The 17,837-nt window shown below is 58.1% G+C and carries 18 protein-coding genes and 1 pseudogene; 10 read left to right on the forward strand and 9 right to left on the reverse strand.

Annotated elements, in window-relative coordinates:
* Positions 1–7 precede the first annotated feature (7 nt).
* The gene (locus FHW76_RS17805) at positions 8–355 is read right to left on the reverse strand and encodes a DUF883 domain-containing protein (protein ID WP_002914293.1); all 348 of its coding nucleotides are present in this window, start codon (positions 353–355) and stop codon (positions 8–10) included.
* Positions 356–504: 149 nt separating this feature from the next.
* On the opposite strand from FHW76_RS17805, the gene FHW76_RS17810 reads away from it, so the two are divergent.
* A complete protein-coding gene (locus tag FHW76_RS17810) occupies positions 505–867 on the forward strand; it encodes a DUF2002 family protein (protein ID WP_008806132.1) in 363 nt (120 codons plus the stop codon).
* A gap of 75 nt (positions 868–942) precedes the next feature.
* On the opposite strand, the gene alaE is transcribed toward FHW76_RS17810, so the two are convergent.
* The gene (gene alaE / locus FHW76_RS17815; RefSeq protein ID WP_008806131.1) at positions 943–1,392 is read right to left on the reverse strand and encodes an L-alanine exporter AlaE; all 450 of its coding nucleotides are present in this window, start codon (positions 1,390–1,392) and stop codon (positions 943–945) included.
* A 728-nt stretch (positions 1,393–2,120) separates the two neighbouring features.
* On the opposite strand from alaE, the gene stpA reads away from it, so the two are divergent.
* Complete coding sequence (gene stpA, locus FHW76_RS17820) at positions 2,121–2,522, forward strand: DNA-binding protein StpA (protein WP_008806130.1); 402 nt, start codon at positions 2,121–2,123, stop codon at positions 2,520–2,522.
* A gap of 78 nt (positions 2,523–2,600) precedes the next feature.
* Here stpA and FHW76_RS17825 read toward each other — a convergent pair whose 3' ends face one another.
* Positions 2,601–2,780 (reverse strand): hypothetical protein, encoded by a 180-nt coding sequence (locus FHW76_RS17825; protein WP_012540801.1) that lies wholly within the window; start codon positions 2,778–2,780, stop codon positions 2,601–2,603.
* A gap of 205 nt (positions 2,781–2,985) precedes the next feature.
* On the opposite strand from FHW76_RS17825, the gene lpxO reads away from it, so the two are divergent.
* Entirely contained in the window at positions 2,986–3,888 is a 903-nt protein-coding gene (gene lpxO / locus FHW76_RS17830; protein ID WP_012540802.1) for a lipid A hydroxylase LpxO, read from the forward strand.
* Here lpxO and FHW76_RS17835 read toward each other — a convergent pair.
* The 3 genes and pseudogenes from FHW76_RS17835 to FHW76_RS17845 all read right to left on the reverse strand — a co-directional run bounded on the left by FHW76_RS17835 (position 3,869) and on the right by FHW76_RS17845 (position 5,404).
* A pseudogene (locus tag FHW76_RS17835) lies at positions 3,869–4,415 on the reverse strand (rhodanese family protein). The gene lpxO and the pseudogene FHW76_RS17835 sit on opposite strands and share 20 nt — an antisense overlap.
* A 7-nt stretch (positions 4,416–4,422) precedes the next feature.
* Positions 4,423–4,722, reverse strand: coding sequence for a helix-turn-helix transcriptional regulator (locus FHW76_RS17840; RefSeq protein WP_042947060.1), 300 nt, complete (start codon positions 4,720–4,722; stop codon positions 4,423–4,425).
* 76 nt (positions 4,723–4,798) lie between these two features.
* The gene (locus FHW76_RS17845; protein ID WP_063105679.1) at positions 4,799–5,404 is read right to left on the reverse strand and encodes an FMN-dependent NADH-azoreductase; all 606 of its coding nucleotides are present in this window, start codon (positions 5,402–5,404) and stop codon (positions 4,799–4,801) included.
* Between the two features lie 103 nt (positions 5,405–5,507).
* Between FHW76_RS17845 and FHW76_RS17850 the strand changes: the two genes are divergently transcribed.
* Together FHW76_RS17850 and FHW76_RS17855 are read left to right on the forward strand one after the other, a co-directional pair.
* Entirely contained in the window at positions 5,508–6,425 is a 918-nt protein-coding gene (locus FHW76_RS17850) for a LysR family transcriptional regulator (RefSeq protein WP_183476868.1), read from the forward strand.
* 59 nt (positions 6,426–6,484) lie between these two features.
* On the forward strand, positions 6,485–7,081 hold the full coding sequence (locus FHW76_RS17855; protein ID WP_008806125.1) for an undecaprenyl-diphosphatase: 597 nt from the start codon (positions 6,485–6,487) through the stop codon (positions 7,079–7,081).
* Positions 7,082–7,083: 2 nt separating this feature from the next.
* Here FHW76_RS17855 and FHW76_RS17860 read toward each other — a convergent pair whose 3' ends face one another.
* Positions 7,084–8,871, reverse strand: coding sequence for a sigma-54-dependent Fis family transcriptional regulator (locus FHW76_RS17860; protein ID WP_183476870.1), 1,788 nt, complete (start codon positions 8,869–8,871; stop codon positions 7,084–7,086).
* 263 nt (positions 8,872–9,134) lie between these two features.
* Between FHW76_RS17860 and FHW76_RS17865 the strand changes: the two genes are divergently transcribed.
* The 5 genes from FHW76_RS17865 to FHW76_RS17885 all read left to right on the forward strand — a co-directional run bounded on the left by FHW76_RS17865 (position 9,135) and on the right by FHW76_RS17885 (position 16,501).
* A complete protein-coding gene (locus FHW76_RS17865) occupies positions 9,135–10,655 on the forward strand; it encodes an aldehyde dehydrogenase family protein (RefSeq protein ID WP_008806123.1) in 1,521 nt (506 codons plus the stop codon).
* Between the two features lie 701 nt (positions 10,656–11,356).
* On the forward strand, positions 11,357–11,950 hold the full coding sequence (locus tag FHW76_RS17870) for a fimbrial protein (RefSeq protein WP_008806122.1): 594 nt from the start codon (positions 11,357–11,359) through the stop codon (positions 11,948–11,950).
* A 194-nt stretch (positions 11,951–12,144) separates the two neighbouring features.
* Positions 12,145–12,807 (forward strand): molecular chaperone, encoded by a 663-nt coding sequence (locus FHW76_RS17875; protein ID WP_008806121.1) that lies wholly within the window; start codon positions 12,145–12,147, stop codon positions 12,805–12,807.
* 78 nt (positions 12,808–12,885) lie between these two features.
* Positions 12,886–15,399: a fimbria/pilus outer membrane usher protein gene (locus FHW76_RS17880; RefSeq protein ID WP_183476889.1), complete on the forward strand. Its 2,514-nt coding sequence runs from the start codon at positions 12,886–12,888 to the stop codon at positions 15,397–15,399.
* A gap of 7 nt (positions 15,400–15,406) precedes the next feature.
* Positions 15,407–16,501: a fimbrial protein gene (locus FHW76_RS17885; RefSeq protein ID WP_008806119.1), complete on the forward strand. Its 1,095-nt coding sequence runs from the start codon at positions 15,407–15,409 to the stop codon at positions 16,499–16,501.
* Here FHW76_RS17885 and FHW76_RS17890 read toward each other — a convergent pair.
* The gene (locus FHW76_RS17890) at positions 16,498–17,187 is read right to left on the reverse strand and encodes a molecular chaperone (protein WP_008806118.1); all 690 of its coding nucleotides are present in this window, start codon (positions 17,185–17,187) and stop codon (positions 16,498–16,500) included. The genes FHW76_RS17885 and FHW76_RS17890 overlap by 4 nt on opposite strands.
* 36 nt (positions 17,188–17,223) lie before the next feature.
* Complete coding sequence (locus FHW76_RS17895; RefSeq protein WP_023298103.1) at positions 17,224–17,775, reverse strand: fimbrial protein; 552 nt, start codon at positions 17,773–17,775, stop codon at positions 17,224–17,226.
* Between the last annotated feature and the right edge of the window lie 62 nt (positions 17,776–17,837).

Consider the following 17,837-nt stretch of genomic DNA (forward strand, 5'->3'; position numbering starts at 1 on the left):
GTCTCTATTATCGACGTAAATTGAGCAATACGCCAATAAATACCCCGACGGCGGCTGCGGCGCCGACGCTGTGCCAGGGTTTATTGCGCACATAGGTATCGGCGCAGCCCAGCGCATCACAGGCTGCCTGACGGGCATCCAGCGCCGCCTGCTGCACCCGGTTGTGACCATTGAGGCGGGCACGGGTCTCTTTCAGCAGCGACTGAGCTTTAACGCGCGCCGCTTCGGCTTCCTCTTTCGCGTCACTGCCCCACGATTTCAGCACCTCTTCCAGCGTATCCGCTAATTGACTGACATCGTTATGGATATCCTCAGCATTCTCGTCAAAATTGTTGCGGTTCACATGGTTAGCCATCGTTATCTCCCTTAATTCCATCGAGTGAGTAAGTGTAGGACAAGATTTTGAATTATGCTTACTGCTGTGGTTTCTGGAATATTCCGAAAGCACTGCGCTTAACGAATAAGGTAAGGTCAATGTGCGGTAAAAGATAACGAGGAATCAGTATGTATTTAAGACCCGATGAGGTGGCGCGTGTTCTTGAAAAAGCCGGCTTCACCATGGATGTTGTGACGCAAAAAGCGTACGGCTATCGCCGAGGCGATAATTATGTTTATGTGAACCGCGAAGCGCGCATGGGGCGGACAGCGTTAATTATTCATCCAGCGCTAAAAGAGCGTAGCAATATGTTGGCCGAACCGGCCTCAGATATCAAAACCTGCGACCATTATGAACAATTTCCGCTGTATTTAGCCGGAGATGCGCAGCAGCATTATGGTATTCCGCACGGATTTAGCTCACGGATGGCGCTTGAGCGTTTTCTGAATGGACTATTTGGCGAAGCCCAGCCGGCGATGTCGACAAATTAATACGACGGTTAAGACCGGGGCGGAGCAGGCTGGCGAGAGAGCGACTGGCAGGGCCAGTCGCTGGAATAGCGTCGGTCAGGCTTTCGCCTGCTGGTAGGGGGCCACACGGAACAGGCGGCGGCAATAGTCGAGGAAGTAGCCGTAAGCAGCGCCCATCATCATCGATACCGCCAGGTTTGAGCTCACTGCAGCGACAATCTGGTGCCAGTCTGCACCTACGCTCCACAATATTGCGACATACACTGGCGACTGGAAAGTGACGTAGGCCAGCACGTCGGCCATATTTTTCATCCAGCCTGCCGGGCTAATGCGCCGGGCCTGACGCATCGCAAAGTCGCGATAAAAACCATAGGGCACGGCAATAATAATGTTGACCGGGATCGCCACCAGGCGCGACGATAACGACTGCTCAAACGTCATACCAGAGAGAAAAATTTCGATCATCATGTTGACGACGGTGCAGTAAACCACCATCGCAAAGGTGTCTGCAACCGCATGCCGCAAGCGGGAGTGCGCAGAGAACATCGGAGTGCTCCTCGAAAATGAAGTCAATAACGCCGAAAAATGCGCGTTGGTATAGCGTTTTTGGGCTGCCTGTTTTGATGTGCGTAGAGTATATCTCTGCATTAAAAGTGGCAACTAGCTATAAATTTTTATTTATTGTCTTTTTGTCGATAAAATACTCTGCGACAGTTGGTTTTCTGCCCGTTACGCTACTTTTATTGCTGGTTTTGTTAAATGTGTTTAATTTCAGTTGGTTACTTGACGTTTTTGCATGATATCTGACCAGGGAGGCGGCGTCTGACCGCCCGCTGTGGCGCAAAATCGCGTGAGCCTGTGATGAAGGTCTCGTTAAGATGTTTTTATGCCATTATGCCGGTTTTTGTGGTGAAAAATTCTAAAATGACGTGTGGCGTTTTATTCTGATTGGCTGGGTAACTATTCATTAGGCCGTGTGGAGAGGGCCTGCGCATCCGCCGACGATAAGAGGATAAACCGCTGACCATAAAGGTAATATCGCCTGCTGAATATATTTTCATATCTTACCATCCGCCGCTTTTATTTATTCATGGTCTTGTTGGCCTGCGCTGGCGAAAAAGAACCGGGGATTTGCCGATATAGGGCAGGCGGAAAAGGTTTACTCTTTGCATAATATATTTATCTGGACAACCGAAGGCTGGAAATAAATAAGTGTTTCCATTACACTTGCCGCGTTGTATCTTTTAATTGGTTATCTGGGATTTCTTAATTTTATGTCTTTAATGTTACACAAACTGAATAATATCCGTTCACTGCGTACCCTGTCCCGTGAATTCTCCATTGACGTGCTTGAAGAGATGCTGGAAAAGCTCAGGATCGTCACTGAAGAAAAACGTACGCAACAGCAGCTGGCGGCGCAGCAGCAGGCGGAATATCAGGAAAAAGTGAATACCTGGCTTGAGCTGATGCGCGCCGACGGTATTTCTCCTGACGACCTCGTGGCCGATATTCAGCCGTCGATGGCGGTAGGGAAAAAGCGGCAACCGCGCCCGGCAAAATATCGTTATACCGATCATACTGGCGCAGAAAAAACCTGGACCGGTCAGGGAAGAATGCCGAAGCCGATTGCTCAGGCGGTTGCTCAGGGCAAATCGCTGGACAGTTTCCTCATTTAAAGCCGATCCGGCCGGTATCAGGACAGTGGGGGAGACCCGCCGTTCCGTCCGGCCTTATCACTCTCCGGGAGAGGGGCTTTAGCAGACGCCAAAGTCGCCCTCTTCCTGGTATGGCGTCACCTCTTCTGAGTTCAGCGTATAGCGCTCGCCCTGCTCTTGCGCGGCCTGAACCACCACCAGCTGTTCTCCCTGTACTTCAACCACTTTCAGTTTTGGTCCACCCGCACGCGGTTGTACCAGATCGCCGACAGAAAACATCATTCACTCCTCACGGTTAACATCCTGGATGAACCTCAACCATAGCTCAACGACTGGCCAGTGAACACTGGCTGTGCTGTTTTTTGTTAAAACAATTTGGGGGTATATGTATTAATGTTGTTAATGTTTTGCTGGCGCCATACCGCTGCTGAGAAGGGGGGACGGCGAGGGTAGGGTTACCATCAATCAGGTCAGGAAAGACACCATGAAGTATATCGTTCTATTGATCATTGTTATTGCTGTTCTGTATGTCCATTATCGCGGGCGGGTGCGCTATCGTTTCTGGCGACAGCTCTCCGATCATTCAACATTTACTGCTCCGCTGAATGGATTTATGTATTTATTTTCCCGCGTGCCGAATACGCCATATCTGCGCCCGGAGATGTTTCCCGAGCTGGCGATATTGCAGCAGAACTGGCAGGTAATTCGCGATGAAGGTCTCCACCTTCAGCAGCTGGAGCAGATTAAAGCGGCCGATAAATATAACGATGCCGGATTTAACTCATTTTTTAAAACCGGCTGGAAACGTTTTTATCTGAAATGGTATGAGGAGGCCCATCCCTCCGCCAGCCAGCTCTGCCCACACACCACCGCGCTACTGCGCGATATCCCGTCGGTGAAAGCGGCCATGTTCGCCACCCTGCCAGACGGCAGCCGTCTGCCGCGCCACCGCGATCCCTACGCCGGTTCGCTGCGCTTTCATCTCGGCCTGGCGACGCCGAACGATGACCGCTGCTTTATCGAGGTGGATGGCCAGCGCTACAGCTGGCGCGATGGGGAAGGGGTGCTGTTTGATGAGACCTATATTCACTATGCGGAAAATACCAGCGGTGAGAATCGGCTGATTCTGTTCTGTGATATTGAACGGCCCATGCGCTACCGCTGGGCGCAGCAGGTGAACCACTGGCTGGGACGTCATCTGATGAGCGCCGCCTCGGCGCCCAATGATACCGGCGATCGCATTGGCGGGATTAACCGGGCATTTCGCTATATCTACCAGATCCGCATTGTCGGCAAGCGGCTGAAAAAATGGAATAAGACGGTCTATTACATCGTTAAATGGCTGCTGTTCGGCGGCATTGCCTGGCTTATCTGGAGTGCGTTTTAACCCTCATGACGCCGGTTCCAGGGCATGATCGCCAGCAGACGCGCCATGCCGCAAAAGCCGGTCACCCCGGCGAAGGTGAGCCCGGCGCCGACCGCGCCGCTGAGCAGGAAGAAGCCGCTGCTCACGGTATAGCCCAGCAGTACACCGAGTAAAATCAGGACGCCAGCGGCAATTTGTACCTGGCGCATCAGCGGCAGCGGCTGGGATTTATCCTCCTCAACCGGGAACCCCGCGGCCCTCCAGCCCTGAATCCCCCCGGCCAGCAGGCTTGCCTGCGCCGGTGCGGCGGCGGCGGCCAGGCGAATCGCGTTATTCTGCGTCCGGGAACCCGCCTGGCAGTGAAAGATGACTGTCTCTCCGGCCCGGGCATTGAGGGTCGCACCGTTGGTCAGGCTGGCCAGCGGCACCAGTTCGGCATCGGGAATATGTTCGCGCGCGTATTCATCCGCATCACGGATATCAATCAGTCTGGCGCCCTGGGCAATCAGCGCCCGGGCTTCGGCCGGGCTTAAGGTGGCGATGGTCATAGGATCCTCACGGGCAATAGAGCGTTTTCAGCGTGTTGATCACCTGCTGTACCGCAGGGTGGGTGATGAAATAGTGGATACGCTGGGCATCGCGCTCGCTGTCGATCAGCCCCTCGTCACGCATCCGCGCAAGGTGCTGCGAGGTGGCAGAAGGGCTCAGGCCGGTAGCGCGCGATAGTTCACCGGCGCTGGCCCGCGGCGCATCGCACAGCATGCACAGGATCAGCAATCGGTGAGGATTGCTCATGGCTTTCATCAGCGCGGCGGCTTCTCCGGCGCGGGCCTGCAGGTCTTCAGGTGTGGTCATGTATTTTAGCTTTTTCTAAATTTAGATAAATCTAAAATAAAAACATCCCCTGCGCCAGCATTTTTTTATCTGTGACTCAGGCCGGAACGGCGAGCTGGGCAATCTGCGCTCGCGCGCTGGCGATCCCTGCGTCGCGACCATGCGGACGATTGTCCAGCCCTTCGGCATAGATAAATTCCACCTCATGGATCCCCATCAGCCCCAGTACCGCGCGCAGATAGGGGGTGATGGCGTCGGTGGTCTCTCCCTGGTGAATACCGCCGCGGCTGCTGACGACCACCGCCCGAACGCCCTCGACCAGCCCCTGCGGCCAGCTGTTGGTGTAGCGAAAGGTTTCCCGCGCCCGCGCCACGAGGTCGAACCATTTCTTCAGGTCGGTCGGGACGTTGAGGTTATACATCGGCGCCCCGATCACCAGCAGGTCGCTGGCTTTTAACTCGGCGATAAGCTGGTCGGAGCGCGCAACCGCCGCGCGGATGGCTGGCTGCGGATCCACTGCCCCGCGCAGGGCGGCGAACAGGGGGCGATCCAGCGTTGGCAGCGCCATGGCGCTGAGATCGTGTTCCGTGAGCCGATCGCGGTGTCCTGCTGCCCGGCGCGCCGCGAGAAATTCGTTAATCAGCTGATTGGTCAGGGATGTTTCGCCATTAATGCTGGATTTTAATACCAGAACGTTAGCCATGATGAGTGCCTCAAGTGAAGGGGAGAGGCAGAGACTAACACTGTCTTTTTTCTCTCTGGAGTGACATTATTTTCCTCTATTGTATCCCGTAAGGAACCAATCTGTGCGTGACGATCTGAACGCGATCCCGGTGTTTGTCACCGTGGTCGAGAGCGGTAACTTTGCCAGCGCGGCGGCGATCCTCCACGTGACGCGTTCGGCGGTGGGTAAAACCATTGCCCGGCTGGAAGCGCGCCTCGGCGTGGCGTTATTCCAGCGCACTACCCGTCGGCAACTGCTGACGGAAGAGGGGGAGCAATTTTACCACCAGTGCCGGGAAGCGCTGGCGCGCATCCGCGAGGCCGAAGAGGCGCTCCAGCGCGGGAAGGGCGAGGTGCAGGGGCGGCTGCGGATCTCGCTACCAGTGCTCTTTGGCCAGCGCTGCGTGGCGCCGGTGCTATTCCGCCTGAGCCAGCGCTATCCGTTACTGAAGCTCGAGCTCCACTACAGCGACCGGCAGGTCAATCTGCTGGAGGAGGGGTTTGATCTTGCGGTGCGTATCGGAAACCTGGCCGATACCGGGTCGCTACGGGTGCGGGCGCTGGGGGAGCATGGCATGGTGCTGTGCGCGGCGGTGGAGTACCTGCGCCGCCAGCCGCCGCCGCAGACCATCGCCGGGCTGAGCGAGCACCGCACCCTCGGCTATCTGCACAACGGCCAACTGCAAAAATGGCAACTGTACGACCCGCAGCAGGGCGAAGTGCGCTTCAGTCCGCAGACGGGGCTGGTACAGGATGATTTTGCCGCCATCGCGGCGGCGGTGCTGCAGGGGATGGGCATCGCCTGGTTGCCGGACTGGCTGGTGGCGCAGGCGCTCGCCGACGGGACGCTGCAGCAGGTGCTGGCGCCCAGCGCTCAGGTGCGTTTCGCTATCCACGCGGTGTGGCCGGAGGGGCCGTGGCTGCCGCAAAAAACGCGGGTGGCGATCGATGCCCTGCGGGAAGGACTGCGCCTTGCTAAAAGCACACCGCCCAGCGGTTAAGGGTATCTTAAGGCGACCGGGCGATAATGACAGAAAGATGACGACTGAGAGCTATCGCCATGAACGCCCTGGAAACCCTGAATCAATCTGTTTTTTTCGCGCTTAACGCGCAGCCTGGCGCCGCGGAGGGCCTGCTGTCGCTGGCCCGTTTTTGCGCCAGCGGCATCGTGTTTATGATGCCGGCGATCGCGCTCGGCCTGTGGTTTCTCGGTGGTCGTGAGGGACACCGCCAGGCGCTGTTTATGACCCTGGCCGTGATGATTTCCCTCGGGCTGGGGATGGTGTGCGGGACGCTCTGGTTTCATCCGCGGCCGTTTATGATCCCCCTCGGCCATACCTGGATAAGTCATCCGGCGGATAACAGCTTCCCCAGCGATCACGCTACGGTGATGTTCAGCGCCGCGTTTGCGCTGCTGTCGCTGCGCCTGCGGGCGCCTGGTCTGCTGATGCTGCTGGCTGCGCTGCCGGTGGCCTGGTCGCGGATCTATCTTGGGGTGCATTTTCCGCTGGATATGGTGGGCGCAGCCCTGGTCTCCATTGGCGGGGTCATCGTGGCGAAGCGGGTCTGGCAGGCGGTCGGCCCACGGCTGGTGCTGCTGTGCGAGGCCGTCAGCCGGCGGATGTTCTCCTGGCTGCCGGCGCGCTTTACGCCATAGCCTCAGCGACGAGGCCGTCCGGTACGGGCGGCGCGGCGGTATAGCGTGCTGCGGGCGATACCCAGTATCTGTGCCGCCCGGCTGACGTTGCCGTTAACGCTGGCCAGGGTATCGACAATCAACTGCTCGTCATGGGCCTGCAATCCTCCGCGCGGCAGCGGCGCAGGCGCGGTGCGATACGCCTCCGGCAGCGCGTCGGGCGTCAGCGTGTCGCCCTCATCGGCCAGAGCCAGCATCACCTTCAGGACGCTCTGCAGCTGGCGCACGTTTCCCGGCCACGGCAGCTGGCTGAGGTGGACCAGCAGTGCATTTGAAAGCGTCACCCGGCGTGAAACACCGCCCAGGTCGCGCCACAGCGTGGCGATAAAGGTTTCCAGCGCCGGCCACTCGCGCAGCGGGGGCAGCGCCAGGGCATACTCCCGCAGGCGCCACAGCAGATCTTCACGGAATTCGCCGGCGCTGACCCGTTGCGTCAGATTGCGGTGGGTGGCGCAGATCAAGGCGAAATTCACCGGCACGCTGCGGCTGGCGCCCAGCGGGGCCACCTCTTTTTCCTGCAACACCCGCAGGAGCCGCGTCTGCAGCGCCAGCGGCATATCGCCGATCTCATCGAGAAACAGTACCCCGCCCTCAGCCTCGCGGATTTTACCGATATAGCCGTTTTTGCTGGCGCCGGTAAATGCCCCCGGCTGGTAGCCGAAGAGCTCGGATTCGATCAGCGATTCCGGGATGGCCGCGCAGTTGATGGCGACAAATTTGCCACTGCGCCAGCGGCTGTGCTGATGCAGCGTACGGCTGACATACTCCTTGCCGCTGCCGGTTTCTCCCTCAATGCATAGCGCAATGCCGGCGTTGAGCAGCCGCAGCAGCTTTTCGCCTTCGCGCGGGCTGGTGAAAGGGAGATGCATGACCGGCGGGGCGCTTACCGCCACCCGGCGGCGGGTGGGCTCCCGCAGGCGATAGTGATAGCGGCCCTGCGGGGTGGTCAGCGGCAGCGGGACGCTGACCGCCCTTTGCGCCAGCGTCGGAAAAAGCGACGCAAAGGTGAGATGGCCAAACTGCGCCGCGCTCAGGCCGAACTCGCGCATCGCCAGTCGGTTGCCGGCGGTGAGGACGTTGTCAGAAAAGACCAGCAGCAGCTCCTCGACGCTGTCGAGCTTGTCCACCTGCCGGTGCAGGCTCATCAGCCACTGCTCCGGATGCAGGCTCTGTTTCACCCACAGATACTCAATCTGCTTTGCCGCCGCCTTCACCCAGCCGAAGGTATGCTGGTGGGGAAAATCCGCCGGGCCGGAGATATCCAGCACCCCGGCAATACTTCCGTCCGGCCGCTGGAGCGGCATCGCCGCACAGTACAGATTCTGATTGCGGGTAAGAAAATGCTGGCGGCCATCGATTTCGCAGCCGTCATCAATGACCAGCGCGGTGCCAATGGCGTTGGTCCCGCGCCCGCTTTCGCTCCACAGATTGCCGGGGGCCAGCGCCACGCGCTGAGCCTTCTGCATCGCCTGGGTATCGCCGACGGTGTGCAGCACCAGGCCACTGGGGTCGGAGAGGACCACCACCGACTGCAGGTCCGCCACCTGGCGCGACAGGGCATCCACCACCGGCTGCGCCAGCTGCTGCAGGCTGCGGTGGCTGGCGAGCCGGTCTGCCAGCTCCCCGGCGCGCAGACGGGGAAAATCCTCGGTAGCGGGATCCAGACCATAGCGCTGGCAGCGAGACCACGAGTCGCTGAGCAGGGGGTTAGCGTTAACCTCTGGTGCGAGAAGATAGGGATTACCTGGCACAGGGCACCTCAGGGTCGATGTTGCTGTGTTGCAATATTGTAGCCATTTGGTTTATTTGGTGTTGCGATTTGCAACACAGAAGTGGACATCTGTGCGACAGCGCCTGCCATCCTGGTAAATAAATAATCCTAACTCATTAATAAATAATATAAATTGTTGGCAATAAAAAACTGGCATAACCCCTGCAAAGTGAGAAGCGTTCGGCGGCAAGTTTAAAAAATCAATATGCCGCTGCGTCTCAACCCTACAGAAGGAGATTTGCGATGCGTTATGCACATCCTGGCCAGCCCGGCGCCCTGGTTTCATTTAAATCCGCTTACGGCAACTTCATTGACGGTAAATTTGTCGAGCCGCTGAGCGGTGAATTCTTTATGAATACCTCCCCGGTCGACGGCAGCAACATTGCGCAATTTCCCCGCTCGGACGCCAAAGACATTGAGTTCGCCCTGGATGCCGCTCACCGTGCGGCGCCGGCGTGGGGTAAAACGTCAGTGCAGCAGCGCTCCAGGCTGCTGCTACAGGTCGCCGATCGTATTGAACAGCACCTGGAGTATCTGGCCGTCGCGGAGAGTTGGGACAACGGGAAACCGATCCGCGAAACCCTGAATGCCGACCTGCCGCTGGCGGTGGACCATTTCCGCTACTTCGCCGGCTGCCTGCGCGCCCAGGAGGGAAGCACCGCCGAGATTGACGAAACGACGGTGGCCTATCATTTCCATGAACCGCTGGGGGTGGTCGGGCAGATTATCCCGTGGAACTTTCCGCTGCTGATGGCCGCGTGGAAGCTGGCCCCGGCCCTGGCGGCGGGTAACTGCGTGGTGCTCAAGCCGGCTGAACAGACGCCGCTGAGCATTACCCTGCTGCTGGAGCTGATTGGCGATCTGTTCCCGGCCGGGGTGCTTAACGTGGTACAGGGATTCGGCAAAGAGGCGGGCGAGGCGCTGGCCACCAGCAAGCGTATCGCCAAGCTGGCGTTCACTGGCTCCACGCCGGTCGGGCGGCATATTCTCGCCTGCGCGGCGGAAAATATTATCCCCTGCACTGTCGAGCTGGGGGGCAAATCGCCCAACATCTACTTCGCCGACGTAATGGAGGGAGAAGAGGAGTTTATTGAGAAGGCGGTGGAGGGACTGGTGCTTGGCTTCTTCAACCAGGGGGAGGTATGTACCTGCCCGTCACGGGCGCTGATCCATGAATCCATCTATGAGCCCTTTATGGCGCGGGTCATGGAGAAGGTGGCGCAGATCCGCCGTGGTGACCCGTTAGATACCGACACCATGATCGGCGCGCAGGCTTCCCGCCAGCAGTTCGATAAGATCCTCTCCTACATTCAGATTGCGCGGGAAGAGGGCGGGCAAATTCTGACCGGCGGCGAGCGGGCGGCTATCGCGCCGGCGCTGGATAACGGTTTTTATATTCAGCCCACGCTGATTAAAGGCCGCAACGATATGCGCAGCTTCCAGGAGGAGATCTTTGGGCCCGTGATCGGGGTGACCACCTTTAAGGACGAAGCGGAAGCGCTGACCATCGCCAATGAGACCCAGTTTGGCCTTGGCGCCGGGGTCTGGACGCGGGATACCAACCTCGCCTATCGCATGGGCCGCGGGATTAAAGCCGGCCGCGTATGGACCAACTGCTATCATGTCTACCCGGCGCATGCGGCGTTCGGTGGCTATAAACAGTCTGGCGTTGGCCGGGAAACGCACAAGATGGCGCTGGATGCCTATCAGCAAACCAAAAATCTGCTGGTGAGCTACGGCACCGCCCCGCTGGGTCTGTTCTAAATACAACCCCGCGCTTCTGTTCCAACCTCTGTCCGCAATCCGTCCGGGTTGCGGATTTTTTTTAACTGCAAAATAACCCTGCTATTTAGCCGGTTTTATTGAGCGGCATGACCAACACATTCACACGGCTGATGTAATATCTTTCACTTGAAAATAAAAAGGGTTCCACAACAAGAAATTATGCGCAGTGAGGCGGACACTTGTGCTTCATTTATGTAGAAATGATGAATATTAATACCAGGAAAATTCCTAATTTTCCTGTGCTGTCGATCGGAAGCACAATAAAACAAGACAACTTTTTGAGTAATTATCTTTAAATTTGTTAATGGTTTTGATCTGTTGTTGTTTGAAAGTGTTTTATTGCCGTTTGTATAGATATGTAAATTAACATTGAAAAGGCATTTCAAAAATAAATTTTATGCCTCTGATAATCATTAACTTATTCGTAACATTGTGCCGGGTTGCCTTTTGGTAGGTGCGGTAATATATTTATTTCGCACACCAAAATAACTTTTTTAGCTTCTGTTTTTTATTAATGGTCACCTTTTGACAGAATAAAGCAGAGCGAGAGGGCGTGTGCCTACTATCCTGCGGAAGGAACGCAATGAACATTTACAAGGAGGAACTGATGAGCAGCTTCGCGATAGCCAAGCGCTATTGCCGATGACTGTGTGATATATTCGTTAACGATGAGATAAATAATGAAAACCCAACTTCGTATTATGGCAATTCTCATGGGCGCGCTGGTTTCGGGCGCGGCAATTTCAGGCAATACGCAACCGGCAAGATCGACAATGACCGTTAACCCAGGCGCCAGCGCAGGCACTCAGGGTACCGGTGGGCAGGTAATTTTTAACGGCTCTATTACCGACAGCTCCTGCAACGTCGACAGCGGTTCAACCGGCCAGACCGTGGATTTGGGCAAATGGGCCAGCAGCTATTTTACCGGCACCGGCTCCGAAACCACCAAAACTCCCTTCCATATCAAAGTCAAAGATTGCCCGGCCAGCGTGGCCAAGGTTGCGGTGCTGTTTGACGGCGCGCGCGATCAGTCTGATACCACTCTGCTGGCCACCAATGGCGGCGCCACCGGCGTGGCGATCAAGCTGTATGAAGACGACCAGAACACGGCGGTCAGCCTCGGCAAAGTGTCCAAAGATCACCCGGTCGTCGCGGGCGCCACTGCCGGCACCGGCTCTGCTGACCTCGAGTTTTACGCCGACTATGTCTCTACCGGGGCCGTGGCGGCGGGCGATGCCAACGGTACGGCTAATTTCAATATGATTTATAACTAATCTTATTGCGCGTTATTCAGAGCCAGTCCATTGCGTCTGGATCCCTAGCAGTTTGTTGAAATATTAATGGCGAAGCAGTCGCGATATATATTCGTGACGGTATTGTTGTTCCTGCTAATTATCTCAATGGTTACTGGCTCTGTTATTCACAGCTTTATTTTATTGTCTGTTCAACCTTTACCTGATGGTTATTAATGATGAAGAAAATAATTGCCGTTGCGGCTTTTCTGCTGTGCTCCACGGCAGCGCAGGCCGGTATTGTCATGGGGGGAACCCGTGTGATTTATCAGGAAGGGAAGCGTGAAGCCGCTATTTCAGTCACCAATGCCGATACTCACACACCCTATCTGGTGCAGTCGTGGGTGGAAAATTACGCGGAAAATGACAAGAGCAAGGTGCCCTTTATTGTGACCCCACCGCTGTTCCGTCTCGATCCGGAGCAGAATAACGTTCTGCGTATTAACTTTATTGGCGCCTCGCTGCCCGGCGATCGTGAGTCGGTGTTTTGGCTGAACGTCAAAAGTATTTCTCCGACGCCGCAGGGCGAGGTGAATAAGCTGCAGGTCAATATTAAGTCGAAATTCAAAATTTTCTATCGCCCCAACGGTCTGGCAGGCGACCCGGCAAAAGCCTGGCAGCAACTGAAGTTTACCCAGTCCGGCGGTCATCTGACGGTGGCAAACCCCACTCCCTATTTTGTCTCTTTTTACTCCGTCGCGGTGGGCGGGCAGAGCATCGATGAGCCAGGCATGGTGGCTCCGTTCGGCCAGAAAACGTGGCCGGTGAGCGGGCACGGCGCCGTCAAATGGCGGGCGATTAACGACTACGGTGGCGTCAGCGATTTCGCCCAGCAGTAATTCCCTTTTGTGATGACATGACCGGACGGCGCCAGCATGAAAAGAACAACAACAGCGAAGGTGCGGGAGTATGCCGCAATGCCAGTGACCGCAGGACGGGCGCTGGCGCTGGCGACAGTGCCGACGATGATGTTTTGTCTCAGCCCGCTGAACCGGGCGCTGGCCGACGACTATTTTGACCCGGCGGCGCTGGAGTTTGCCGACCCGCAGCAGCAAACCTCCGACCTGCACTACTTCGCCAAACCCGGCGGGCAGCAGCCGGGCACTTACTCTGTCACCGTGGTGGTTAACGATCAGGAGCTGGGTCAGGCTGATATTACGTTTGTTGACGATGGCGGGAAGCTGCAGCCGGTGCTGACGCCCGGTCAGCTGGCGGATTATGGGGTCAACGTCAGCGCCTTTCCCGCCTTTCAAACGCTGCATGAAGGAGAAACCTTCACCCGGATCGAGAAGTTTATTCCCGACGCCAGCAGTCGGTTCACCTTTGCTAACCAGCGCCTGACGCTGAGTATTCCCCAGGCGGCGATGAACGTGCAAAGCCGCGGCTATGTCGATCCCTCGCGCTGGGACGATGGCGTGCCGGCCGCGTTTGTCGATTACTATTTTTCCGGCGCGCAAATAAAGAACGCCGATGACGGGGAGAGCAGCCGCTCAAACTACCTCAATTTACGCAGCGGCGTGAACCTGGGCGCCTGGCGGCTGCGCAACGTCTCCTCAATGCAGTACGACCAGCAGCGCCGGCACTGGGATACCCAGAGCACCTGGCTGCAGCGCGACGTCCGCTCGCTGAAGAGCTTGCTGCGGATCGGCGATACCTACACCACCGGCGATGTGTTTGACAGCATCCCCTTTCGCGGCGTCCAGCTGATGTCTGACGATGAGATGCTTCCGGACAGCCAGCGCGGCTTTGCCCCCACCATCCGCGGCGTGGCGCACAGCAATGCCAAAGTGACCGTCTCTCAGCACGGGTATGTGATCTACGAAACCTTCGTGTCGCCGGGGGCATTTGCCATCAGCGATCTTTACCCCACCTCGCAGAGCGGCGATCTGGAGGTGAAGGTGACCGAGAGCAATGGTTCGGTGCGCACCTTTACTCAGCCCTATTCCGCAGTTCCTTTTATGCTGCGCGAAGGGCGCGGCAAATTCAGCCTTAGCGCCGGGCGCTACCATTCGGGGGCGGATACCGTCCGCTCGCCGGAATTCCTGCAGGGAACCCTGTTCTACGGTCTGTCGGCGGGGTTTACTCTCTACGGCGGTACGCAACTGGCCCAGGACTATCAGTCCTGGGCGCTGGGCCTGGGTCGCGGCTTCGGCGAGTTCGGATCGCTGGGAGGCGACGTGACCCAGGCCGTCACCCGCACGCCGTCGGGCAAGCGCTACGCGGGCCATTCGCTGCGCGCCCAGTATCAGAAAGATTTTGTCAGCTCGGGGACCTCATTCAGCCTCGCCAGCTACCGCTACTCCTCCAGCGGCTATTACGATTTTGCCGAAGCCAGCGCGCTGGAAAGCGCGCAGGGGCAGGTGGACAACCGGCGTCGCCGGGAAGAGCTGTCGGTGACTCAAAGCCTTGGCGGCCTCGGCAGTCTGGCGATCTCCGCCTGGTCGCAGGATTACTGGCACCGGCAGAGCCGGGATGAGACGATACACCTCGGGTTCTACAGCGCCTGGAAGGGGATCTCCTGGGGCGTGGGCTATTACTACACCCGCGCCAGCAATCAGGAAAAAAATGACCGTTCCTGGTCATTTAATATCAACATCCCGCTGGGCGGCCCGCTGTCCGACAGCGCGGTAAGCTATAACACCACCTCGGACAGCAATGGCTATACCTCGCAGCAGGTCTCGCTGTATGGCGCGGTGCCGACGCGGCCAAATCTGTTCTATTCGGTCCAGCAGGGCTATGGCAACCAGGGGCGAGGCAGCAACAGCAGCGTCGCGCTGGATTACCACGGCGGCTTCGGCAACGCCCAGCTCGGCTATCGTCATGACGCCGCCAGCAACCAGCTGACCTGGGGAGGCGCCGGCTCGGTGGTCGCGCATCCGCACGGCGTCACCTTCGGCCAGACGGTGGGCGAGAGCTTCGCCATCGTCCGCGCGCCGGGGGCCGCTGGGGTGGCGGTACAAAACGGCAACAATGTGCACACCGACTGGCGCGGCTATGCCGTGGTGCCATCCCTGACCGCCTATCGAAAAAATGTCATTACCCTCGACACAGAGTCGATGGCCGACGATACCGACGTCGATCAGGAGGGGCAGACCGTGATCCCCGGCGGCGGCGCGGTGGTGATGGCCAACTACCGGACCCACATTGGCAACCGGGTGCTGTTTACCCTGCGCAATGCCCAGGGGCCGTTGCCGTTTGGCGCCAGCGCGCGGCTGGTCACGGCGGAGGAGAGCGGCAATGCGCCGGGCGGCATGGTGGCTGACGGTGGGCAGGTGTACCTCAGCGGCGTGCCGCAGGAGGGGACCCTGGCGGTGAGCTGGGTCGTTAACAACCAGTCGCAGAGCTGCACGCTGCATTTTCAACTTCCGGATAACCCACAGCAGAGTCTGAATACGGTGAAAACCGTCTCCGGACTGTGCCAGACACGCTGAGGCGGCTATGAAATCTGTTTTTCGTCTACTTCCTGTTCTCTTTCTGCTGGCGCTGAGTGGTTACCTCCCCGGCGTGCGGGCTGAAACCTGCCGCGCGAATATCGGCCAGACCACGGTCAATATTCCCAATATCAAATACTTACCCACGCTGCCGGTCAATACCCAGATGACCAGCGCGATGGCGGATAACGGCAGCGGGATCCCCTTTTCCTGCGACCTGCAGCTGCCGACGGCGAGCGCCAAACGCATCGTCTATAAGCAACTGAAAACCGGCGGCTCGCCGGTGGTGATTAACGGACAGCACGTCTACCCCAGCGCCATCGACGGCATCGGTTACTCGCTCAGCTTTCAGTGCGCGGGCGGCCCGATGCGCGCTATCGACGGCAGCCACTCCGCGGGCGGCGAGTCGGTGGTGGTGTGCGACAGCGCAATGCTTCCGGCGCTGATGACGCAGCAGCAAACCACGGTCAGGATCGCGGTGACCTTCTATAAAACCGGGACGGTGCAGCTGGCGGACGGGACGCACACCAACTCGCCGTCGCTGCCGCAGGTGGGGGAGATGACCATTGAGCAGCAGGCCAGCGGGAGCGCCAGCTATGTCGCCAGCGCGCCGGTCAGTATCGATATGGCGGCCCTGAACGTGGACATCGGCAGCAGCGGCAGCTGTCAGGTAGCGACGTCGACGATCCAGGTCACTCTGGGCACGGTAAACCGGGCGGAGTTTCACGGTAAAGGGAGCACCGGCGGCCAGGCGAAGCGCTTTTCGATCCCGGTGTTCTGCCCGTCGCCGACCGACGTGCGCATCGGCTTTTTCGGCGTCAGCGTGGAGAGCGATACCCTGGCCCTGAGCAAGGCCAGCAACAGCGCCAGCGGCGTCGGCGTGAAGCTGACCTACGGTAATAACCCCGGCGCGGCGGTCTCTGATGGCACCAGCGTTAAGATCAATGAGGCCAGCAACTTGCCGATCCTGAAAAGGGTGACCGGCACAAACGCCGGTACCGCCGAGGCGATCAATTTTAACGCCCAGTATGTGCAAACTGACGCCACGGTGGGGGCGGGCACGGCCAACAGCATGGTGACCTTCGCCCTGGAGTATAACTAGCCTGACGCTGGCGCATGGGCATTCTGCAGAGGGATGGGCACCACCGCGCCGTAGTCGTCGATATAGTTCAGCTGGTACAGGCGAGTGCTGTCGGTGGTCATCACGGTATGGCTGCTGTATGGCCGGAGCATCACGTTTCTCATCGGCGAGAGGTGGCCTTTATTATCGATCAGCGTCCCGTTGACCAGGGTGATATGCAGTGGGCCTGAGTTGGTAAAGCGCAGGTGATTCCCGCTCTGCTGCCACTGCAGCTTTTGCACCTCTCTGGCGAGGGTGGTGGTGATGGCGGGCGGACGATAAAAGAGCTTCAGGCGGGTACGGACGACAAATTGCAGCGTATGCGTGCCGACGGCTGCGGGAGGCGTCTCCTGGATATTGACCCAGTACACGCTTTCCCGATCGCCGGGCAGCCCGCCGCCGAAATAGATAAAGCGCAGCTGGGCGGATTGTTGCGGCGATAAATAGACCTGCGGCGGCGTCGCCACTATCGGCAGGCCGACGCGCGAGGTATTGAGTCCGGCGTCCAGCCAGATCTGCACTTTATAAGGCGTGCTGCTGCGATTGTGAATGTTCAGGCTGGCGACCTTTTCTTTCCCGGAATAGACCACCCGCGTGGCATTAATGGTGATCCCGGCGCAGGCCTGAAAGGTCACTGCGCAGAGCAGAACCGCCAGCTGTGTTTTCATGAGCACTCCCTTGACGTCTCATCCCTGACCGGCAAGCTATTCCTGCATAATGGTAAATCGGGCCGTCGCATTGCCGTCGCCGGGATCGGCGTGGGTTTTGTCCCAGGTGTAATAGAAGGCGTTCAGCCTGAAGGTTCCGGAGCCGCCGTCCACCGGGATCTCTATGCGGGGATCGTGTTGCGGATCAAGGCGTTCATCGAGGCTGAGCGGGGTGCCCGTGCGGTCAGTGAGCAGAATACCTACCTTGCTGGCCGGCTTACCGCTGCCGTCGAGCGCCAGCACGCGATTTTCAGGTGTGCCGGCAGGCGAGGGGCCGTCAACCACAATGTAGTAAGTGCCTTTCTCACAATCTTTAACGCGAATGTCGATGCCGACTGCCGGCCCGGTCCCAGACTGACTGTTTTTCAGTCTCGACAGCGGAATAGCGCCCATACTGACGTCGATGACCCCGCTGTCGCTCACCCCTTCGAGCTTGCAGGAGGCGTTCACGACCTTGCCGATGAAATTCAGCTTGCCCTCTGCCGCGAGTGCAGGGACAGCGGCCAGCCCGGCAAAGACCGTCGCCAGACACAGCGTGATTATTTTCATTTTCTTTCCTTCTCTATTGCCCGTAAAGCTGGCGCCAGGGCCGTTATTTTGATGAGTCTTAT

The organism is Klebsiella sp. RC2, from assembly GCF_014192815.1.
Classification (GTDB): domain Bacteria; phylum Pseudomonadota; class Gammaproteobacteria; order Enterobacterales; family Enterobacteriaceae; genus Klebsiella; species Klebsiella variicola.

Coding starts and splice junctions, on each gene's coding strand:
- lpxO (WP_012540802.1), top strand. CDS start 2,986: ATGAAGTATATCGTTCTATTGATCATTGTTATTGCTGTTCTGTATGTC.
- FHW76_RS17875 (WP_008806121.1), top strand. CDS start 12,145: ATGATGAAGAAAATAATTGCCGTTGCGGCTTTTCTGCTGTGCTCCACG.
- FHW76_RS17845 (WP_063105679.1), bottom strand. CDS start 5,404: ATGGCTAACGTTCTGGTATTAAAATCCAGCATTAATGGCGAAACATCC.
- FHW76_RS17885 (WP_008806119.1), top strand. CDS start 15,407: ATGAAATCTGTTTTTCGTCTACTTCCTGTTCTCTTTCTGCTGGCGCTG.
- FHW76_RS17810 (WP_008806132.1), top strand. CDS start 505: ATGTATTTAAGACCCGATGAGGTGGCGCGTGTTCTTGAAAAAGCCGGC.
- FHW76_RS17805 (WP_002914293.1), bottom strand. CDS start 355: ATGGCTAACCATGTGAACCGCAACAATTTTGACGAGAATGCTGAGGAT.
- stpA (WP_008806130.1), top strand. CDS start 2,121: ATGTCTTTAATGTTACACAAACTGAATAATATCCGTTCACTGCGTACC.
- FHW76_RS17870 (WP_008806122.1), top strand. CDS start 11,357: ATGAAAACCCAACTTCGTATTATGGCAATTCTCATGGGCGCGCTGGTT.
- FHW76_RS17840 (WP_042947060.1), bottom strand. CDS start 4,722: ATGACCACACCTGAAGACCTGCAGGCCCGCGCCGGAGAAGCCGCCGCG.
- FHW76_RS17855 (WP_008806125.1), top strand. CDS start 6,485: ATGAACGCCCTGGAAACCCTGAATCAATCTGTTTTTTTCGCGCTTAAC.
- FHW76_RS17865 (WP_008806123.1), top strand. CDS start 9,135: ATGCGTTATGCACATCCTGGCCAGCCCGGCGCCCTGGTTTCATTTAAA.
- FHW76_RS17880 (WP_183476889.1), top strand. CDS start 12,886: ATGCCAGTGACCGCAGGACGGGCGCTGGCGCTGGCGACAGTGCCGACG.
- FHW76_RS17825 (WP_012540801.1), bottom strand. CDS start 2,780: ATGTTTTCTGTCGGCGATCTGGTACAACCGCGTGCGGGTGGACCAAAA.
- alaE (WP_008806131.1), bottom strand. CDS start 1,392: ATGTTCTCTGCGCACTCCCGCTTGCGGCATGCGGTTGCAGACACCTTT.
- FHW76_RS17890 (WP_008806118.1), bottom strand. CDS start 17,187: ATGAAAACACAGCTGGCGGTTCTGCTCTGCGCAGTGACCTTTCAGGCC.
- FHW76_RS17895 (WP_023298103.1), bottom strand. CDS start 17,775: ATGAAAATAATCACGCTGTGTCTGGCGACGGTCTTTGCCGGGCTGGCC.